Origin of the sequence: Cohnella ginsengisoli (genome assembly GCF_029525555.1) — a bacterium.
Lineage (GTDB): Bacteria > Bacillota > Bacilli > Paenibacillales > Paenibacillaceae > Cohnella > Cohnella ginsengisoli.
Genome location: NZ_JAPDHZ010000003.1, coordinates 2,086,399 through 2,104,465, shown reverse-complemented (window position 1 = coordinate 2,104,465; position 18,067 = coordinate 2,086,399). Strand labels below are relative to the sequence as shown.

Here is an 18,067-nt window from a genome sequence, read left to right as displayed (position 1 = left end):
AGTCTTTTTTCGATACGATGAGAAAGATGAACAGAGCGTTGAAGGGAGCTGTACGATGGCTAAAAAAAGTAAAGGTATCCGAGCTCGTGCAGCAATTTCAACTCGAGGTCGTCGCCGGCTCGGAAGGCATGCGGCGCACGATCGTGACGGACGACTTGAACCGGCCGGGCTTGGAGATGGCCGGTTATTACGATTATTACCCGGCGGAGCGGACGCAGATTTTGGGCAAGACGGAGCTGGCTTTTCTCGAAAAGCTGACTTCTGACGAACGCTTGGAGCGGATGCGGCAGATTTGCGCCGAGGAGACGCCGTGCATTATTATCACGCGCGGACTCGAAGTGCCCGACGAGCTGATTCAAGTGGCGGAGGAACGCCACTTTCCGGTGCTTCGTTCGACGACCGCGACGACGACGCTGCTCAGCCGCATTACCAACTTCCTGGAAAAGAAGCTGGCGCCTACGACGACGATCCACGGCGTGCTCGTGGACGTCTACGGCATGGGGATGCTCATCACCGGCGGCAGCGGCATCGGCAAGAGCGAGACGGCGCTGGAATTGGTCAAACGCGGCCATCGTCTCGTCGCCGACGATGCGGTGGAGATCCGGCAGACGGCGGATAACTATCTGTACGGGAGCGCGCCGGAGCTGATCCAGCACCTGCTGGAGATCCGGGGACTCGGGATACTGAACGTCATGACGCTGTTCGGAGCGGGCGCCGTGCGGAACTCCAAGCAGATCGGGCTTGTCATCAAGCTTGAAAACTGGCAGCAAGACAAGCAATACGACCGGCTTGGACTGGACGAGGAGACGACGCGGATCATCGATACGGACGTGCCGCTCGTGACGGTCCCCGTTCGGCCCGGCCGCAACCTGGCGGTCATCCTGGAAGTGGCGGCCATGAACTTCCGCCTCAAGCGGATGGGCTACAACGCCGCGCTGCAGTTTACCAACAAGCTCACCGAAGCGATCGCCGACGAAGACAACGAATAAACCGCGCTCGCGGCCTCTCGGGCGATCGCGTTAGAGACGGAGGATAATCATGTTGCTGCCCATGCGGCTTGAATCGATTGCGTTTCACCTCGGCCCGATTCCCGTGCACTGGTACGGGCTTATCCTCGGCACGGGAGCCCTCGTCGGGCTTCTGCTCGCCATCTGGGAAGGCAAGCGCTTCGGCTTGTCGGCCGATTTCTTCCTGGACCTGATGCTTTATGGCGTGCCCTCGGCCATTATCGGCGCCAGGTTGTACTATGTTCTGTTCAAATGGAATTACTACAGCAAGCACCCAGGCGAGATCGTGCAGATCTGGAACGGGGGCATCGCCATTTACGGCGCGTTGATCGGCGCCTTCGTCTGCGGATTTTTCTACTTCCGCAGCAAGGGCTATACGTTCATGCGCATCGTCGACATCTGCGTGCCGTCGCTGCTGGCCGGGCAGATGATCGGACGCTGGGGCAACTTCGTCAACCAGGAAGCCTACGGCGGAGAAGTCACGGGTACATATCTGAGCAACGAGCTTCACCTGCCGGCCTTCATCGTCAAGCAGATGTACGTGGTGGACGCGAACGGAGCGGCAGCCTACCATCACCCGACCTTCCTGTACGAATCGTTGTGGAGTCTGGTCGGCCTCATCATCCTGTTCATTTTGCGCCGCCAGAAGTTTCTGCGCGTCGGAGAACTTTTCTTCTCCTACCTGATCTGGTATTCGGTCGGCCGCTTCTTTATCGAGGCGCTGCGCACGGACAGCCTGGCTTTCAAAGGGCCTGACTGGCTCGCTTCGCTGATCAACGGTTTATGGACGCCGATGAAGTGGATATTCGGGGAGCAGGGCTACCTCGATCCGTCTTACGGCAACGTGCGCAGCTCGCAGCTGCTCGCGCTGCTCCTCGTCATCGCGAGCATCGTGGCCATTATCGTGCGCCGGGTGATGAATCCCGACAGGACGCGGTATTTGGACCCGCTCGAGAGTAACAAGGCGGTCGAAGCTGACGTGGCCGACGCGTCCCTCGCCGAAGCGCCTGCGGCTGCCGGCCGGCCGGTCGAGGAGACCGTGCCGGATGCGGATTCGGCCGATACGGAAGAAGAGAGGAAGCCTGCAGATGAGTCACCATCAGACAGAAGGCAAGACAGCGACCCGGATTGATGCGGTGCTGTTCGATCTCGACGGCACGATCGTCGATACGAACGAACTGATCATCCAGTCTTTTCTCTATTGCCTGCAAGGCATTGTTCCGCCCGAATTCGGACGCGAGCAGATTATCCCGATCATGGGGCAGACGCTCCTCTCGCAGCTTCAGCAGTTTTCCGGGCGCGAGCAGGTGGACGATCTGATCGCAGGCTATCGCGAGTACAACTTCAAGCATCACGACGACATGGTGTCGCTGTTCCCGGGCGTGCTCGAGGTCGTGCCGCAGCTGAAGCAGGGCGGGCTCAAGCTGGGCATCGTCACGACGAAAATGCGGCTGACGACGGAGCGGGCGCTTAAACTGCTGGGACTGTACGAATATATGGATACGATCGTGACGCTGGACGACGTCGAGCATGCCAAGCCGCATCCGGAGCCGGTCCAGAAGGCGCTGCACGCGCTTGGCGTCGAGCCGGAGCGGGCGATCATGGTCGGCGACAGCACGGTCGATATCGGTTCGGCGCTGGCCGCCGGCGCGTATGCCGTCGGCGTCTCCTGGTCGCTTAAGGGCGAAGCGCCGCTTCGAGAGGCAGGCGCGCACCGCATCATTCACGATATGCGCGAGCTGCTGCCGCTTAGCGGGTTGGAGGGATAAGCCTTGCGGAAAGTCGAACGGTACCCGGTCGAAGGCCCCAACGCTTTATGGCAGGTGTATCGTACGGTATCCAGGCTGAAGGCGGTCAGGAATTTTGTCTTTATCCAGATCGCGCGATACTGCCCGGAGCTGTCGGTCAAGAACTGGATCTACCGGCGCGTGCTGGGCATGAAGGTGGGCAAGGAGACGTCGTTCGCGTTGATGGTCATGGTAGACGTCTTCTTCCCAGAACGAATTACGATCGGGGACAACAGCATCGTCGGCTACAACTCCACGCTGCTGACGCACGAATACCTCATTAAAGAATACAGGCTCGGCGATATCGTCATCGGCTCGCATGTGATGATCGGCGCCAACGTGACGATTCTGCCCGGCGTGACGATCGGCGACCATGCCGTCGTCGCGGCCGGATCGGTCGTGCACCGGGACGTGCCGGCTCACGTCAAGGTCGGCGGCAATCCGCTGCGCGAGCTCGGGAGAGGCGACGATTCTTCGGCGGAGAGGCAAGGCTGAATGCCTGCGCAAGAGAGGCATTGATGGAAGCAAGCATTGCGTTGGAAAGAGAACCGATGCAGCGCGCGGCGCAGGACAGGTCGGACGAGCCTGGATAGACGAGAACCGGGGTTGGCGAGCAGGATGGCCGTCGGTTCTTTTTTTGCTGTCGCTTGCAGGGGAGCCTACCGAAAGCCGTCCCTGGCTTGACGCTTGCGGGCGTTCGTGATAAAGTGAACATTAATCTTTACTTTGGCAGCATGGTAACATGGTATCGCTTTAACGCGTTGAAGTATTAGCGACTTCGGTCGCCTCATTTTATAGCGAGGTGTTTTCCTTGTCCAAACCCAAAGGCTTCGAGAAGCCGATCGGCGTCAAGGACTATCTGCCCCATGCGGTCGCGAAGCTGCGGCGTATCGAGCATGAGGTGCTGGCGTGCATGAGAGGCTGGGGCTACGAGCAGATCCTGACGCCTACGATCGAATATTACGATACGGTAGGCGTAGCGAGCGCGACCTCGGATCAGAAGCTGTTCAAACTGCTCAATCAGCGGGGAACGACCATCGTGCTCCGCTCCGATGTCACGGCGCCGATCGCGCGCGTCGCTTCTTCGTTGCTCAAGGACCATCCCTTCCCGTTGCGGCTCAGCTACCATGCGAACGTCTTCCGCGCCTTCGAGGAGGAGGCCGGACGCGAAGCGGAGTTTTTCCAGACCGGCGTCGAATTGATCGGCGATCCCTCTCCGGAGGCAGACGCTGAGGTGATCGCGCTCGCTATCGCTTCATTGAAGGCGGCGGGCGTGCCTTCGTTCAAGATCGCGGTCGGTCACGTCGGCTTTTTGAACGGCCTGTTCGGCGATACGCTGCCAGGTCGCGCGGAAGCGCAGGAGAGGCTGAAGGAATGCCTGCTGCAGCGCGATTATGTCGGCTACCGGACGGCGCTTGCGGAGCTGAGGCTTGAAGATTCGGTGCTTCGCGAGCTTGAAGGCTTGCTGCGGCTGCGCGGCGGACAGGAAGTTTGCGAGCGGGCATTGGAACTCCGCGTGAGCGACGGCGCGCGCGATGCAATCCGCCATCTGTGCGAGATGTGGGACGTATTGGGCGCATACGGCGTGCAGGATCATGTCCTGATCGATTTGACGATGATCGGCGACATTTCCTATTATACGGGCATGACGTTCGAGGGTTATGCGTCTCAGCTCGGATTCCCGGTGTGCAGCGGCGGGCGGTACGACAACCTGCTGGCGCAGTTCGGCAGGCCGGCGCCCGCGACGGGCTTCGCGCTCAAGACGACGCGCATGCTCGAGGTCGCCGAAGTCGGCCAGGAAGAACCGGTGCGCGCGTTGATCCGCTATTCGCCTAATCGCAGGCGCGAAGCGCTGGAGAAGGCGGCGGGCTTGCGGGCGGAAGGCCTTGCCGTCGTGACGGAGGGCATCGCGCAAACAGGAGACGGCCGGCGCGCGGCCGGTGGATCGGGAGCGGGCGACGCTCTTGCGTCGGCGCCATCGGGACGTTACGAGTACAAAGGCACCGTTTACGATCAAGTGTTCATGTTCGACGAGAAGGGAGGGGACCCGCAATGACGGACGGCGGCGCGGTATTGAAGGTCGCGATGCCCAAAGGGCGCATCTACAAGCAGGCGAGCAAGCTGTTCCGGCAGGCGGGGCTCCCGATTCCGGAGGATTTCGACGACTCCCGCCGGCTCATCATTCCGGTGCCGGAAGCGAATATGGAGTTTATTATGGCCAAGCCTGTCGATGTGCCGACCTACGTCGAATACGGCGTCGCGGACATCGGCATCGTCGGCAAGGACGTGCTGATGGAGGAGAACAAGGACGTCTACGAACTGCTCGACTTAGGCATCGCCAGATGCCGGATGTCGGTCATCGGGCTGCCGGACTGGGAGCCGGTCATTCATCCCCGGGTGGCGACGAAGTATCCGCGGGTGGCGTCCCAGTATTTCCGCGAGCGCGGCCAGCAGGTGGAGGTCATCAAGCTGAACGGCTCGATCGAGCTGGCGCCGCTCATCGGTCTGGCCGATCGGATCGTGGACATGGTCGAAACGGGCAAGACGCTCGAGGAGAACGGACTGGTCGAGAGGGAGACGCTGTTCCAGGTGACGAGCCGGCTGATCGCGAACCGCGTCAGCTACCGGATGCAGAACGCGGCCATCCAGTCGCTGTGCGACAGGCTGTCCGATACGCTGGCGGCAAAGGCCTAAGCTAAGGTTGTCGGCATGGGCTTCGGCTCGGAGGAAAAGGACAGGAAAAAGAAAAGGCGGGGGGAGAACGCATGTACAAAGGACCTGCGAGCGGCTTCAAGCTGGAGCGGGAGAGCGAATACGGCTCGCCGGAGCAAAACGCGGCGGTGGCCGAGATCGTATCGGCGGTCCGTTCCGAAGGAGATGCCGCGCTGCTGCGGTACACCGAGGCGTTCGATCGCGTGCGGCTGGATGCATCTCAATTGCGCGTGACGGAGGCGGAGATCCAATCCGCTTACGAACGCGTCGAGCCTGAATTTCTGGATGCGCTGCGCCGGGCGGCCGCGAACGTCACGGCGTTTCACGAAAAGCAGAAGCGCCAATCGTGGATCGACGTGCAACCGGACGGCACGATGCTCGGGATGTCGCTGCGCCCGCTCGCTCGCGTAGGCCTGTACGTGCCCGGGGGCAAAGCGGCCTACCCGTCGTCGGTGCTCATGAACGTGCTGCCCGCCAAGGTCGCGGGCGTACCGCAGATTGCCATGGTGACGCCGCCTGCGACCGGCGGGCGCGAAGGCATCGACCCGTACATTCTCGTGGCGGCCGCCGAGGCCGGCGTCACCGAGATGTACCGGGTCGGAGGCGCTCAAGCCGTGGCCGCGCTGGCGTACGGCACGGAGAGCATCCCGGCCGTGGACAAGATCTGCGGCCCTGGCAACATCTACGTGGCGCTGGCGAAGCGCGCCGTGTTCGGTGCCGTCGACATCGATAGTATCGCCGGGCCGAGCGAGATCGTCGTGCTGGCCGACGAGCGCGCGGATGCGCGCTTCGTCGCCGCCGACATGCTGTCGCAGGCGGAGCACGACGAGATGGCGTCGGCCATGCTCGTGACGCCGTCGGAGCGGCTCGCGCGCGAGGTCGAAGCGGAGCTCGCGCGGCAGGTAGCGACGCTCCCGCGCCGCGAGATTGCCGAGCGGTCGCTCGAGCAATACGGCGCGATCCTGACGGTCGCCGACCTCGCGGAGGGCATCGACGTCGTGAACAAGCTGGCGCCGGAGCACCTGGAGATCATGACCGAGGATCCGCTCGAGCTGCTCGGGCGCATCGAGAACGCGGGCGCGATCTTCCTCGGACCGTACAGTTCGGAGCCGGTCGGCGATTATTTCGCGGGACCGAACCACATCTTGCCTACGAACGGCACGGCCAGGTTCTCCTCGCCGCTGAATGTCGACGACTTCGTCAAAAAATCAAGCCTGATCCGGTACAGCCGCGAGGCGCTGCGTCGGGACGCGGCGGGCATCGCGTCGCTGGCGCGGCACGAAGGCTTGGAGGCACATGCGAGAGCGGTAGAAATTCGCTTCAAGGAAGGCGGAGATCAATAAATGGCACAGGACAACAACATCGCGAACATCGCGGCCGGAGCTAGAAGCGCCGAAGTCGCGCGCAAAACGAACGAAACGGACATCAAGCTGGCGTTCGGCGTGGACGGCACGGGCGACGTGAACTTAGAGACCGATGTTCCTTTTCTCAACCATATGCTCGATCTGTTCGCCAAGCACGGCCAGTTCGACCTGAAAGTCGAGGCGCGCGGGGACGTCGACATCGACGATCACCACACGGTGGAAGACATCGGCATCTGCCTCGGGCAGACGCTGCGGGAAGCGCTCGGCGACAAAGCCGGCATCAAGCGCTACGCCAGCGTATTCGTGCCGATGGACGAGGCGCTCGCGCAGGTCATCGTCGACGTGAGCAACCGCCCGCACTTCGAGTATCGCGCGGAATATCCTTCGCAGACGGTGGGCAGCTTCAGCACGGAGCTCGTGCATGAATTTCTGTGGAAGCTCGCGCTGGAGTCGCGTATCACGCTCCACGTCATCGTCCACTACGGCAAAAATACGCATCATATGATCGAGGCGGTGTTCAAGGCGCTGGGACGCGCGCTGGACGAAGCGACGCAGATCGATCCGCGCGTGAAGGGCGTGCCGTCGACGAAGGGAGTGCTGTAAGATGATCGCGATCGTCGACTACGGCATGGGCAACCTGCACAGCGTGAGCAAGGCGGTCGAGCGTCTCGGGCGCGAGGCGCTGGTCACGTCTTCGCGGGAAGAGATCCTCGCGGCGAAAGGCGTCATCCTGCCTGGCGTCGGCGCCTTCGGCGACGCGATGCGCAACCTGCGGGAGACCGGGCTGGACGCGGTCGTCCGCGAGTCGGCGGCCGCAGGACAGCCGCTGCTGGGCATTTGCCTCGGCATGCAACTGCTGTTCGCGGAGAGCGAGGAGCACGGTACGCACGAGGGGCTCGGCCTGCTGCCGGGCCGGGTCGTGAAGTTCCGCGGGGACTACAAGGTGCCGCATATGGGGTGGAACGAGCTGAACTTCGAGCAGCCGTCGCATCCGCTGTTCGAGGGGCTCGCGCCGGGGCACGTGTACTTCGTGCACTCGTTCCACGCGCTGCCGGAGCGGCGGGAGGACCTGCTGGCGACGACGGACTACCATCAGCCGGTGACGGCGATCGTCGGGCGGGACAACGTGAGCGGCATGCAGTTCCACCCGGAGAAAAGCGGCGATCTGGGCGTGGCGCTGCTGCGCAGGTTCGTGGAGATCGCGGAGGGCGCGAAAGCTTAGGGGCGCTGAAGATGCTTGATGCTGCAAAAGAGCTGCTGCAATAAGGCTTTCTGCAAGCGCGATTTGTACGGTTACAGTGATAACGGCAGAGGAAGTACTTGCTGTACGCGAGAAAAGTGTGGCTGCAGCGAATCAAGCGTGCTGTTATCGCTAAAAGCGTGGGTGCAGTGGCTGATCGTACATGAAAAAGGGCTGTAACCGCCAAAAGTGAGGTTGCAGCGCCTGAAGGTACATGGCGAGAGGCTGTAACCGCAAAAATGGTGCTACAGCGGTTCACCGTGCCGAGTCGTGCGCTGTAGCAGCAAATAGTGAGGTTGCAGTGGCTGATCGTGCGAGGTCGAGTGCTCGAACCGCAAATAGTGCGGCTGCAGGCTCTAGGAACGTCAATAAGTTGGAGGTCATCCCCTTGTCCAATTTCATCATCTACCCGGCCATCGACATCCGCGGCGGCAAAGCCGTCCGTCTGGTTCAGGGCGACTATAACCGCGAGACGGTATACAACGACGATCCGGTGTCCGCGGCCAAGGATTGGGAAGCGCAGGGCGGCGAATGGGTGCATCTCGTCGATCTGGACGGCGCCAAAGCCGGCCATCCGGTCAACGACGAGCTGATCGGCCGAATCGCGAGCGCCGTGCAGGTGCCCGTTCAAGTAGGCGGCGGCCTCCGGACCGAGGCGGACGTGGAGCGGCTGCTGTCGCTCGGCGTGTCCCGGGTCATCCTGGGAACGGCGGCGATCGAGGACCGCGCCTTCGTATCGAAGGTGCTGGCGAAGCACGGCGGCAAAGTGGCGATCGGCATCGACGCCCGGGACGGATTCGTGGCGACGCGAGGATGGCTCGAGACGTCGCAGGTGCGCGCGGAGGATCTGGCGAAAGAACTGGCGGCCGAGGGCGCCGAGACGTTCATTTTCACCGACATTTCCCGCGACGGCATGATGGGCGGACCGAACGTCGAAGCGATCGTGCGCCTGGCGCAAGTATCGGGCCGCACCGTCATCGCGTCGGGCGGCGTCAGCAAGCCGGAGGATCTGGCGAACCTGTCGAAGCACGCGGCGGACGGCGTCGGCGGCGCGATCGTCGGCAAAGCGCTCTACACGGGCAGCATCTCGCTGTCCGAGGCGGTCGCGGCTTACAAGTAACAAGAGCGGAAGGCCGCGCCGGACCGGTGACGGTCCGTCCGCATCCCCGGATTGAAGCGCGGCTCTCATCAAGCATCAAGCTGCATAACCGCAGCGTATCGCAAACGCATAGCGTTCGCCGGGCGACACGTCGACGGCGGTTGTTTTGCGGACTGGAGGCAAGCTTATGTTGGCAAAGCGCATCATTCCCTGCCTCGACGTCAAGGACGGGCGGGTCGTCAAAGGCGTGAACTTCGTTAACCTGCGGGACGCGGGGGATCCGGTCGAGCTGGCCGAGATCTACGATCGCGAAGGGGCCGACGAGCTGGTGTTTCTCGATATCTCGGCTTCGGTCGAAGGCCGAGCGACGATGGTCGACGTCGTGCGCAGGACGGCCGGCGAGATCACGATTCCGTTCACGGTAGGCGGCGGCATCTCCGCTGTCGAAGACATGAAGCGGCTGCTCCGCGCCGGCGCGGACAAGATCGGGATCAACACGGCGGCGATCCGCAATCCCGATCTCATCTCGGACGGCTCGCGCGTGTTCGGCGCCCAATGCATCGTCGTCGCCATCGACGCGAAGTACAACGCCGAATGGGGCGAATGGGAGATCTTCACGCACGGCGGACGCAATCCCACGGGCATCCGGGCGGTCGCCTGGGCGCAGGAAGCCGAACGGCGCGGCGCTGGCGAGCTGCTGCTGACGAGCATGGACGCCGACGGCACGAAGGACGGGTTCGACAACGCGCTGACGCGCGCGGTGTCCGACAGCGTCGGCATTCCCGTCATCGCCTCCGGCGGCGCGGGCAACGCCTCGCATTTCGCGGACGCCTTCTCGAAGGGGCACGCGGACGCGGCGCTCGCCGCGAGCATTTTCCACTATAAAGAAGTGACGATCCGCGAGGTCAAGGACGCCCTGCGGAGCCAAGGAGTGAACGTGAGATGAGCGAGACGCTGACGGATTCGATCAAGTGGGACGCGGACGGACTGGTCCCCGCGATCGTGCAGGACGCGGCCAGCAAGGAAGTCCTCATGATGGCCTATATGAACAAGGAATCCCTCGCCCTGACGCTGGGAAAAGGAGAGACGGTGTTCTGGAGCCGATCCCGGCAGGAGCTGTGGCATAAAGGCGCGACGAGCGGCAATACCCAAAAGGTCGTGTCGCTGCGCTACGATTGCGACGGCGACACGCTGCTGATCCAGGTCATCCCGAACGGCCCGGCCTGCCATACCGGCAGCTACAGCTGCTTCTACCGGGATGCGTCCGGGGAACTGCCGCAGGAATCGCTGCCCGCAGCCGATCGCTTCGCGCCGCTCTCCGAGCTGGAGTCGACGATCGCGAAACGGCATGCCGAACGGCCCGAGGGCTCGTATACGACTTACCTTTTCGACAAAGGCCTGGACAAGATTCTGAAGAAGATCGGCGAGGAGACCGCGGAGGTCATCATCGGCGCGAAAAACCACGACAAGGCGGAGACGCGCGCGGAAGCGGCCGATCTGATCTTCCATTTGATGGTGCTGCTGCGCGAGGAACAAATCCCGCTCGACGACGTGCTGCGCGAGCTGGAGTTCCGCCACCGCAAGCCGACCAAAAAAAGAACTGACCGCGCAGCCGCCGGTCTCCGGTCCCGCGAGGGACTTCGGGGGGCGGGCGGCTTGTCGTGCCGCGGCCGACGGCCACGATTCGACGAGCGCGGCTCGAAAAGTGACGAAAATGTGCCAATTAAAGTGAATTACCAGTCGAGATATGACACAGAACCCTTTGGCTATCCTACCGGCGTCATGTATAATAGAGGGGATAAATGCGGCGATGCCGCTAGTGAAAAATCTTGGAGGCGCACAATGTACAGCAGCAAGCTTCGTATTTTTTCCGGATCGTCGAATCCCGTGCTGGCGGAAAAGATCGCCGAGCAGCTCGGGCTGCCGCTAGGCAAGATTACGCTGTCTCGCTTCAAGAGCGGCGAAGTGTACGTGCACTACGAGGAGACCATCCGCAACTGCGACGTGTTCCTCGTGCAATCTTTGTCACATCCGATCAATGACTTCTTCGTAGAGCTGCTGATCATGATCGACGCGGCCAAGCGGGCATCGGCGCGTACGATCAACATTGTGCTCCCTTACTATGGATATGCCCGTCAAGAGCGCAAGGCCGCGCCGCGCGAGCCGATCTCGGCGAAGATGGTCGCGGACGTGCTGACGACGGTCGGCGCGACCCGGATCGTCACGATCGACCTGCACGCGCCGGCGATTCAAGGCTTCTTCAACATCCCGGTCGACCACTTGACAGCGCTGGACCTGATCAGCGATTACCTGCGGGCCAAGAATATCCGCAATCCGGTCATCGTCTCGCCGGATGCCGGACGAGCCTCCACGGCGGAGAAGCTGGCCAACCAGCTCGATTCTCCGTTCGCGATCATGATCAAAAAAGCGCCCCGCGCACAACGAATCGGTCATCACGCACGTTATCGGCGAAGTCGAGGGCTACACCCCGATCATCATCGAGGACATGATCGATACCGGGACGACGATCGTGAACGTCGTCGAGGGTCTCAAGGAGCGCGGTTCGGAGGACGTGTACGTCTGCGCGACGCATCCGCTTTTCTCCGGCAGCGCCCTGCAGAAGCTCGATCACCCGAGCATCCGCGAGGTCGTCGTCACCGACTCGATCCTGCTGCCGAACGACCGTTCCGACCGCTTCAAGGTGCTGTCCGTGGCGCCGATGCTGGCCGAAGCGACCCGGATCATTACCGAAGGCGGCTCGATCAGCACGCTGTTCAAGACGGCGGGCGTATAACCCTAAGCAAAGCATGCTAGGCGCGGCAACCTGCGCGATTTGCGCAGGAGCCGCGTTTTTATTTGCCCGGCGGCGGCCGATGGCCGAGGCAGAGACTGCACGATCTGCGCACGCCGGCGTACAAGCCGCGACACGCCCGGGCGGTCCTTTTTCATTTGATGGATGCCTTTGCTGTGTTATAATCGGTTTAACATGTGCCGGCCCGGCCGAGGACCGGCGGCTCGCCGCGAGCGGCAGCCAACGAATCGCGATGTCAGAAGCAAGACGATGCAAGACGATGCAAGACGAACAGACTATTATACGACCGGGGGGAGGTGCCTTGACGATGAATCCGCGCAAGCGAATGGTCGCCGGCCGCCGCACCAAAGTCATTCCGTTGTCGCTGGACGCGACGTTTTTCTTTGAGCGCGCCGTCCAGTCGCTGGATCGCTATCATTACGACAAGGCGCTGAAGTATTTCCGCCGTGCCGTCGAATACGAGCCGGAGAATCCGGTGAACCACTGCAACATGGCGGGAATCCTGTCCGAGATGGGACGCTACGAGGAGTCCAACGACATCCTGAGGTCGGTGCTGGAGCGCATCGATCCGGGCATGACGGAGTGCCATTATTATCTCGCGAACAACTATGCCAACATGGAGCTCTTCGAAGCGGCCGAGGAATCGCTCGTCACGTATCTGGAAAACGACCCCGACGGCCAGTTCCTCGACGAGGCGGACGAACTGCTCGACCTGCTGGTCTACGAACTGAAGCGTCCGACCAAGCTGTCCACGATCAAGGCCAAGGAGAGTCTCTACGAGCACGACAAAGCCCGGGAGCTGCTGGAAGCGGGACGTTTTTCCGAGGCGGTGCGCCTGCTGGAGGACATCCTGGTCCAGAAGCCGGACTTCCTCGCCGCGCGCAACAACCTGGGGCTCGCCTACTATTATATGGGCTTGTTCGACAAGTCCGTGCAGACGATCGGCGAAGTGCTGAAGGCGGAGCCCGGCAATTTGCACGCGCTCTGCAACCTGGCCATTTTTTATCAGCACGTGAACCGGCGCGAGGATCTCGCGTCGCTGCTCAGCCTGCTGAAGAAGACGATCCCGATTCATCCCGAGCACGTGTTCAAGCTGGGCACGACGATGGGGATCGTCGGCGAACATCGCGAGGCATATATTCACTTCACCCGCCTGCTCCGCAAGGGCGAGCTGTCGGGGGGAGCCGAGCTTGCATCACTTCGCGGCCGTCGCGTCGGCGAACATCGGCCGGTTCGACGAGGCCGAGCGTCATTGGCTGCAGGCGAGGCGTCTCGACGCGTCGCCGGCCGTCGCTGATTTCTATTTGGGCAAATTGGCTAAGGTAAGACAGGGAGAAGCGAGTCCGCCGACCCAGTACCACTACCATATGCCTTTCGACGAGCAGTTCCGCGAGTGGGAAAAGCACCCCGAACGGATCTCCGAGACGCTGAAGAAGGATCCGCTCGTGCGCTCTTCGTTTTTCTGGGCGCTGCGCCACGGCGATCGCCGGACGAAGATGCAGGTCATTCAGGCGCTCGGGCTGGTCGCCGACGAAGAAGTCATCGAGGCGCTGAAGGCATTTCTCGTCGACGCGGAGGAAGAGGACGACCTGAAGCGCGTCGCCGTGCTGGTGCTGCGCTCGATCGGCGTCGAGGATGCGCTCGCGGTCGTCTTCGACGGCAGGTCGCTCATGCTCGACGCGCGTCGCAGGTCCGCCAGGCTGCCGGTCTGGGACAGCGACTGGCAGGGCGTGCTGGAGCAGGCGATGGAGCGGATGGCCGGAAGGTACGACGTCGTTCAGCAGCATGACATGATGACGCTGTGGGTCGACTATCTCTCGCGCGTCTATCCCGACGTGCCCAAGCTTCGCAATTCGGCAGGATGGGCTGCCGCGCTCGAATATTGGACGGCGAAAATGCATCGCAAGAGCATTACATACGCCGAGCTGATGGACGTATACGGCGCCTCGCAGGGGAGCATCAGCCGCTATGCGGGACGGATCGACGAGGCTTGCGGCATTCGCGAAAAGCTGAAGCTGACGAATCGCGCGTTTCAGGATCGTTCTTAGTCAAGAACCGATCCATACTATCTCAGGAATAGGCCGAGGAGGACCAGGACGCATGACTATCTATAAGAGCATCGTAATCGGAACAGGACCGGCGGGCCTCACGGCCGCCATCTATTTGGCGCGCGCGAACATGAACCCGCTGGTCATCGAAGGCCCGGAGCCGGGCGGACAACTGACCACGACGACCGAGGTCGAGAACTTCCCAGGCTTCCCCGAAGGCATCATGGGACCCGACCTGATGGCGAACATGCGCAAGCAAGCGGAGCGCTTCGGCGCGCAGTTCCGCACGGGCTGGATCAATTCGGTCGAGCTCGGCGAGCGGCCGTTCACGCTCAATCTTGAAGGCGGCGAGACGCTGCAGGCCGAGAGCCTCATCATCTCCACCGGCGCTTCGGCCAAGTACCTGGGCATCGCCGGCGAGAAGGACAACGTCGGACGCGGCGTCAGTACCTGCGCGACCTGCGACGGGTTCTTCTTCCGCAACAAGAAGATCATCGTCGTCGGCGGCGGCGACTCCGCGATGGAGGAAGCGAACTTCCTGACGCGCTTCGCCTCGGAGCTGACGCTGGTTCACCGCCGCGAAGAGCTGCGCGCTTCAAAGATCATGCAGGATCGCGCACGCGAGAACCCGAAGATCGATTGGGGGCTCGACAAGACGCCGCTCGAGGTCGTCGCAGGTCCGCTGGGCGTCACCGGCCTGAAGGTCCGCGACAACAAGACGGGCGAAGAAGAAGTGCTGGCCACGGACGGCGTCTTCGTCGCCATCGGCCATACGCCCAACACGAAGTTCCTCGGCGGGCAGGTCGAGACCGACGAAAACGGCTATATCGTGACGAAGCCGGGCTCCTCCGAGACCAACATTCCGGGCGTATTCGCCTGCGGCGACGTGCAGGACACGAAGTACCGCCAGGCGATCACCGCCGCGGGCAGCGGCTGCATGGCCGCGCTCGATTGCGAGAAGTATCTCGAGGGCAGCATGATTCACGATTGGAGCCAGACGCTGGGCTGATCGGCAGACTGGGTCGCGCCGGCCGCGGGGCCGGCGCTTCTCGCTTGATGACTTATCCAATACTTTCAAGAGGTGTCTAACACTATGTCTCAATCGCTATACGTTGGCGTCGACCTGGGCGGCACGACGATCAAGATCGGTCTTTGCAACCACCTCGGCGAGCTTCTGCGCACCTACGAAGGACCGACCGAGACCGAGCTCGGCACCGACCGCATTTTGGACAATATCGCGGCTTACGTCCATTCGCTCGTGCCTCCCGGCACGCCGGAGTGGGAACAGGTTCACGGCATCGGCATCGGGATCGCCGGCTTCCTCGACATTCCGGGCGGCATCATCAAGTTCTCCGCCAACCTGCCTTTCCGGCAAGTGCCGGTCCGGCATATCATGGAGGAGAAGCTCGGCAAGCCGGTCAAGATCAACAACGACGCCAACGTAGCCGCGTTGGGCGAAGTATGGGGCGGCGCCGGCCGCGGCGTGCACAACTGCGTGTGCTATACGCTCGGCACGGGCGTGGGCGGCGGCATCATCGTGAACGGCCGGCTGATCGAGGGCTTCAATGGCATGGCGGGCGAGCTGGGCCATATTTCCATCGTGCCTGACCTTGAAGCGATCCAGTGCGGCTGCGGCCAGATGGGATGCCTCGAGACGGTATCCTCGGCGACAGGCATCATCCGGATGGCGAACGACGCCGTCGCGCGCGGCGACCGCACTTCGCTGTCCCTGGTCGACAAGATCATGGCGAAGGACGTGTTCGACGCCGCCAAGGCGGGGGACGAAGTGTCCCAGCGCATCGTCGCGAGGGCGGCCTTCTATCTGGGCAAGTCCATGGCGGCGCTCGCCGTTATCGTTAACCCGCAGCGGTTTATTATCGGCGGCGGGGTGAGCAAGGCCGGCGAGTATCTGTTCGAGCAAATCCGCGAGACATTCGAGAAGTTTTCGACGGACTCGGCCAAGGAAGGCGTAGATATCGTTCCTGCAGAGCTCGGCAACAATGCGGGCGTCGTCGGCGCGGCCGGACTTTTCTTATACGCTTAATTCGCATGAGAGGCGCCTGCTTGTCCGGTCAACGGCGGTCAGGCGCTTCGCATGTGGCAGGGGGGGGATGCACGTGGACACTACGAACACGACGGTATCAAGACCGACGCTCGTCATCATCACGGGAATGTCGGGCGCGGGCAAGACGATCGCGGTGCAGAGCATGGAGGACCTCGGCTTTTTTTTGCGTCGACAATCTGCCGCCGGTGCTGATCCCGAAGTTTGCCGAACTCATCGATCAATCCCAAGGCCGCATCGGCAAAGTCGCGCTCGTCATCGACCTCCGGGGCCGGGAGTTTTTCACGGCGCTGTCCGAGTCGCTGAACTATATTCGCGAGCATTATACGCTGCACTACGAGATCCTGTTTCTCGACGCGACCGACTCCGCGCTCGTCCAGCGCTACAAGGAGACCCGTCGTCGGCATCCGCTCGCGCCCGAAGGCTTGCCGCTCGAAGGCATTCATGCCGAGCGGAAGCTGCTGGAGGATCTGAAGGGCTGGGCGACGCAGGTCATCGACACGAGCAGCATCAAGCCTGCCCAGCTTAAAGACAAGATCATCTCCCGATTTACCGAGGAGGGGCGCAATTCGCTCGCCGTCAACGTCACGTCGTTCGGCTTCAAGTACGGCGTGCCGATCGACGCCGACCTGATTTTCGACGTCCGCTTTTTGCCGAATCCGCACTACGTGGAAAATCTGCGTCCCAAGACGGGGCAGGACGCCGAAGTTTACGACTACGTCATGAAGTGGCCGGAGACGCAGACGTTCCTGGCGAAGCTGCTTGACATGCTGCAGTACCTCATCCCGCTGTACCACAAAGAAGGCAAGAGCCAGGTGGTCATCGGCATCGGCTGTACCGGAGGCAAGCACCGCTCCGTCGCGCTCGCCGAATATCTCGGCCGCATGCTGAGCGCCGGCGAGACCGAAGCGGTCCGCGTCAGCCACCGCGACGCGGAGAGAGACCGTCATGGCTAAGCCGGGGCAGGGCGCCAGGAAGCCCCGCATCGTCGTCATCGGCGGCGGCACGGGACTGTCCGTCATGCTGCGGGGGCTCAAGCAAAAACCGCTCGATATTACCGCGATCGTCACGGTCGCCGACGACGGGGGCAGCTCGGGAATTCTGCGCTCGGAGCTGCAGATGCCGCCGCCGGGCGATATCCGCAACGTGCTCACCGCGCTGGCGGATACCGAGCCGCTCCTGGCCGATATGCTGTCCTACCGCTTCATGGGCGGCGCGGGATTGGCCGGTCATAGCTTGGGCAATCTGATATTGGCGGCAATGACCGACATCTCCGGCGACTTCGTCGCGGGGGTGAGAGAGCTGAGCCGCGTGCTCGCCGTGCGCGGACGCGTGCTTCCGGCCGCCAACCTGGCGATTCTCCTGAAGGCCGAGATGGAGGACGGCAGCATCGTCGAGGGCGAGTCGCAGATCCCGAAGTCGGGGCTTGCGATCCGGCGGGTGTTCATCGAGCCGGCCGACGTCGAGCCCCTCGAGGAGGCCGTCGAGGCGATCGAGGAGGCGGACGCCATTCTGATCGGTCCGGGCAGCCTGTACACGAGCATTATGCCCAACCTGCTCGTGCCCAAGCTGGCGGAGGCGATCCTGAACTCGGACGCCGTGAAGATTTTCGTATGCAACGTCATGACGCAGCCGGGCGAGACCGACAATTATTCGGTAGGGGACCATCTCGACGCGATCCATGCGCACATCGGGCATCATTTATTCGATTATGTCATCGTGAACAACGGGGAGATTCCCCCGCAGGTGCACAGCATGTACGCGGAGCAAGGCTCGGCGGCCGTCCATCTGGACCTGGACGAGGTGGAGCGGCGCGGTTACAAGGTGATCGCCGACCGCCTGGTGCTGTTCCGAACCTATCTGCGCCATGACGCCGCCAAGCTGAGCGAGCATATCTACCAGCTGGTGGAGGACTGGATGCTGAGGAAGGAGTGAA

Annotated in this window: 14 protein-coding genes and 4 pseudogenes; all 18 read left to right on the top strand. The window is 62.3% G+C overall.

Annotated features, from left to right (window positions below; all coding sequences use genetic code 11):
* Positions 1 to 26 precede the first annotated feature (26 nt).
* The 18 genes and pseudogenes from hprK to OMP38_RS20755 all read left to right on the top strand — a co-directional run bounded on the left by hprK (position 27) and on the right by OMP38_RS20755 (position 18,066).
* Positions 27 to 989 carry an HPr(Ser) kinase/phosphatase gene (gene hprK / locus OMP38_RS20840; protein WP_277566771.1) on the top strand — a complete coding sequence of 321 codons (963 nt, stop codon included), beginning with the start codon at positions 27 to 29 and terminating at the stop codon, positions 987 to 989.
* A 49-nt stretch (positions 990 to 1,038) separates the two neighbouring features.
* Complete coding sequence (gene lgt / locus OMP38_RS20835; protein WP_277566770.1) at positions 1,039 to 2,139, top strand: prolipoprotein diacylglyceryl transferase; 1,101 nt, start codon at positions 1,039 to 1,041, stop codon at positions 2,137 to 2,139.
* Complete coding sequence (ppaX, locus tag OMP38_RS20830) at positions 2,096 to 2,776, top strand: pyrophosphatase PpaX (RefSeq protein WP_277566769.1); 681 nt, start codon at positions 2,096 to 2,098, stop codon at positions 2,774 to 2,776. Before lgt ends, ppaX begins: the two co-directional genes overlap by 44 nt.
* Before the next feature lie 3 nt (positions 2,777 to 2,779).
* A complete protein-coding gene (locus tag OMP38_RS20825; protein WP_277566768.1) occupies positions 2,780 to 3,289 on the top strand; it encodes an acyltransferase in 510 nt (169 codons plus the stop codon).
* Between the two features lie 316 nt (positions 3,290 to 3,605).
* Positions 3,606 to 4,850: an ATP phosphoribosyltransferase regulatory subunit gene (locus OMP38_RS20820; RefSeq protein WP_277566767.1), complete on the top strand. Its 1,245-nt coding sequence runs from the start codon at positions 3,606 to 3,608 to the stop codon at positions 4,848 to 4,850.
* On the top strand, positions 4,847 to 5,488 hold the full coding sequence (hisG, locus tag OMP38_RS20815) for an ATP phosphoribosyltransferase (RefSeq protein ID WP_277566766.1): 642 nt from the start codon (positions 4,847 to 4,849) through the stop codon (positions 5,486 to 5,488). Before OMP38_RS20820 ends, hisG begins: the two co-directional genes overlap by 4 nt.
* Before the next feature lie 71 nt (positions 5,489 to 5,559).
* Entirely contained in the window at positions 5,560 to 6,849 is a 1,290-nt protein-coding gene (gene hisD, locus OMP38_RS20810; protein ID WP_277566765.1) for a histidinol dehydrogenase, read from the top strand.
* A complete protein-coding gene (gene hisB, locus OMP38_RS20805; protein ID WP_277566764.1) occupies positions 6,850 to 7,473 on the top strand; it encodes an imidazoleglycerol-phosphate dehydratase HisB in 624 nt (207 codons plus the stop codon).
* Position 7,474: 1 nt separating this feature from the next.
* A complete protein-coding gene (hisH, locus tag OMP38_RS20800) occupies positions 7,475 to 8,092 on the top strand; it encodes an imidazole glycerol phosphate synthase subunit HisH (protein WP_277566763.1) in 618 nt (205 codons plus the stop codon).
* Positions 8,093 to 8,498: 406 nt separating this feature from the next.
* Positions 8,499 to 9,230, top strand: a complete 732-nt coding sequence (hisA, locus tag OMP38_RS20795; RefSeq protein WP_277566762.1) for a 1-(5-phosphoribosyl)-5-[(5-phosphoribosylamino)methylideneamino]imidazole-4-carboxamide isomerase — start codon at positions 8,499 to 8,501, stop codon at positions 9,228 to 9,230.
* A 166-nt stretch (positions 9,231 to 9,396) separates the two neighbouring features.
* Positions 9,397 to 10,155 (top strand): imidazole glycerol phosphate synthase subunit HisF, encoded by a 759-nt coding sequence (gene hisF, locus OMP38_RS20790; protein WP_277566761.1) that lies wholly within the window; start codon positions 9,397 to 9,399, stop codon positions 10,153 to 10,155.
* Positions 10,152 to 10,802, top strand: a pseudogene (gene hisIE, locus OMP38_RS20785) (bifunctional phosphoribosyl-AMP cyclohydrolase/phosphoribosyl-ATP diphosphatase HisIE); the annotation flags it as partial. The gene hisF and the pseudogene hisIE, both read left to right, overlap by 4 nt.
* A gap of 249 nt (positions 10,803 to 11,051) precedes the next feature.
* Positions 11,052 to 12,003 (top strand): annotated as a pseudogene (locus tag OMP38_RS20780) (ribose-phosphate diphosphokinase).
* Between the two features lie 325 nt (positions 12,004 to 12,328).
* Positions 12,329 to 14,069: pseudogene (locus OMP38_RS20775) on the top strand (tetratricopeptide repeat protein).
* Between the two features lie 58 nt (positions 14,070 to 14,127).
* Positions 14,128 to 15,078: a thioredoxin-disulfide reductase gene (trxB, locus tag OMP38_RS20770; RefSeq protein ID WP_277566891.1), complete on the top strand. Its 951-nt coding sequence runs from the start codon at positions 14,128 to 14,130 to the stop codon at positions 15,076 to 15,078.
* A gap of 84 nt (positions 15,079 to 15,162) precedes the next feature.
* Positions 15,163 to 16,113 carry an ROK family glucokinase gene (locus OMP38_RS20765; RefSeq protein ID WP_277566760.1) on the top strand — a complete coding sequence of 317 codons (951 nt, stop codon included), beginning with the start codon at positions 15,163 to 15,165 and terminating at the stop codon, positions 16,111 to 16,113.
* A gap of 67 nt (positions 16,114 to 16,180) precedes the next feature.
* Positions 16,181 to 17,087, top strand: a pseudogene (rapZ, locus tag OMP38_RS20760) (RNase adapter RapZ).
* Complete coding sequence (locus tag OMP38_RS20755; protein ID WP_277566759.1) at positions 17,080 to 18,066, top strand: gluconeogenesis factor YvcK family protein; 987 nt, start codon at positions 17,080 to 17,082, stop codon at positions 18,064 to 18,066. Before rapZ ends, OMP38_RS20755 begins: the two are co-directional and overlap by 8 nt.
* Position 18,067: the final 1 nt, after the last annotated feature.

What these genes read in the sequence shown, in the direction of transcription:
- hprK (WP_277566771.1), top strand. Translation starts at nt 27, where the DNA reads ATGAACAGAGCGTTGAAGGGAGCTGTACGATGGCTAAAAAAAGTAAAG.
- lgt (WP_277566770.1), top strand. Translation starts at nt 1,039, where the DNA reads ATGTTGCTGCCCATGCGGCTTGAATCGATTGCGTTTCACCTCGGCCCG.
- ppaX (WP_277566769.1), top strand. Translation starts at nt 2,096, where the DNA reads ATGAGTCACCATCAGACAGAAGGCAAGACAGCGACCCGGATTGATGCG.
- hisG (WP_277566766.1), top strand. Translation starts at nt 4,847, where the DNA reads ATGACGGACGGCGGCGCGGTATTGAAGGTCGCGATGCCCAAAGGGCGC.
- hisD (WP_277566765.1), top strand. Translation starts at nt 5,560, where the DNA reads ATGTACAAAGGACCTGCGAGCGGCTTCAAGCTGGAGCGGGAGAGCGAA.
- hisB (WP_277566764.1), top strand. Translation starts at nt 6,850, where the DNA reads ATGGCACAGGACAACAACATCGCGAACATCGCGGCCGGAGCTAGAAGC.
- hisH (WP_277566763.1), top strand. Translation starts at nt 7,475, where the DNA reads ATGATCGCGATCGTCGACTACGGCATGGGCAACCTGCACAGCGTGAGC.
- hisF (WP_277566761.1), top strand. Translation starts at nt 9,397, where the DNA reads ATGTTGGCAAAGCGCATCATTCCCTGCCTCGACGTCAAGGACGGGCGG.
- OMP38_RS20765 (WP_277566760.1), top strand. Translation starts at nt 15,163, where the DNA reads ATGTCTCAATCGCTATACGTTGGCGTCGACCTGGGCGGCACGACGATC.
- OMP38_RS20755 (WP_277566759.1), top strand. Translation starts at nt 17,080, where the DNA reads ATGGCTAAGCCGGGGCAGGGCGCCAGGAAGCCCCGCATCGTCGTCATC.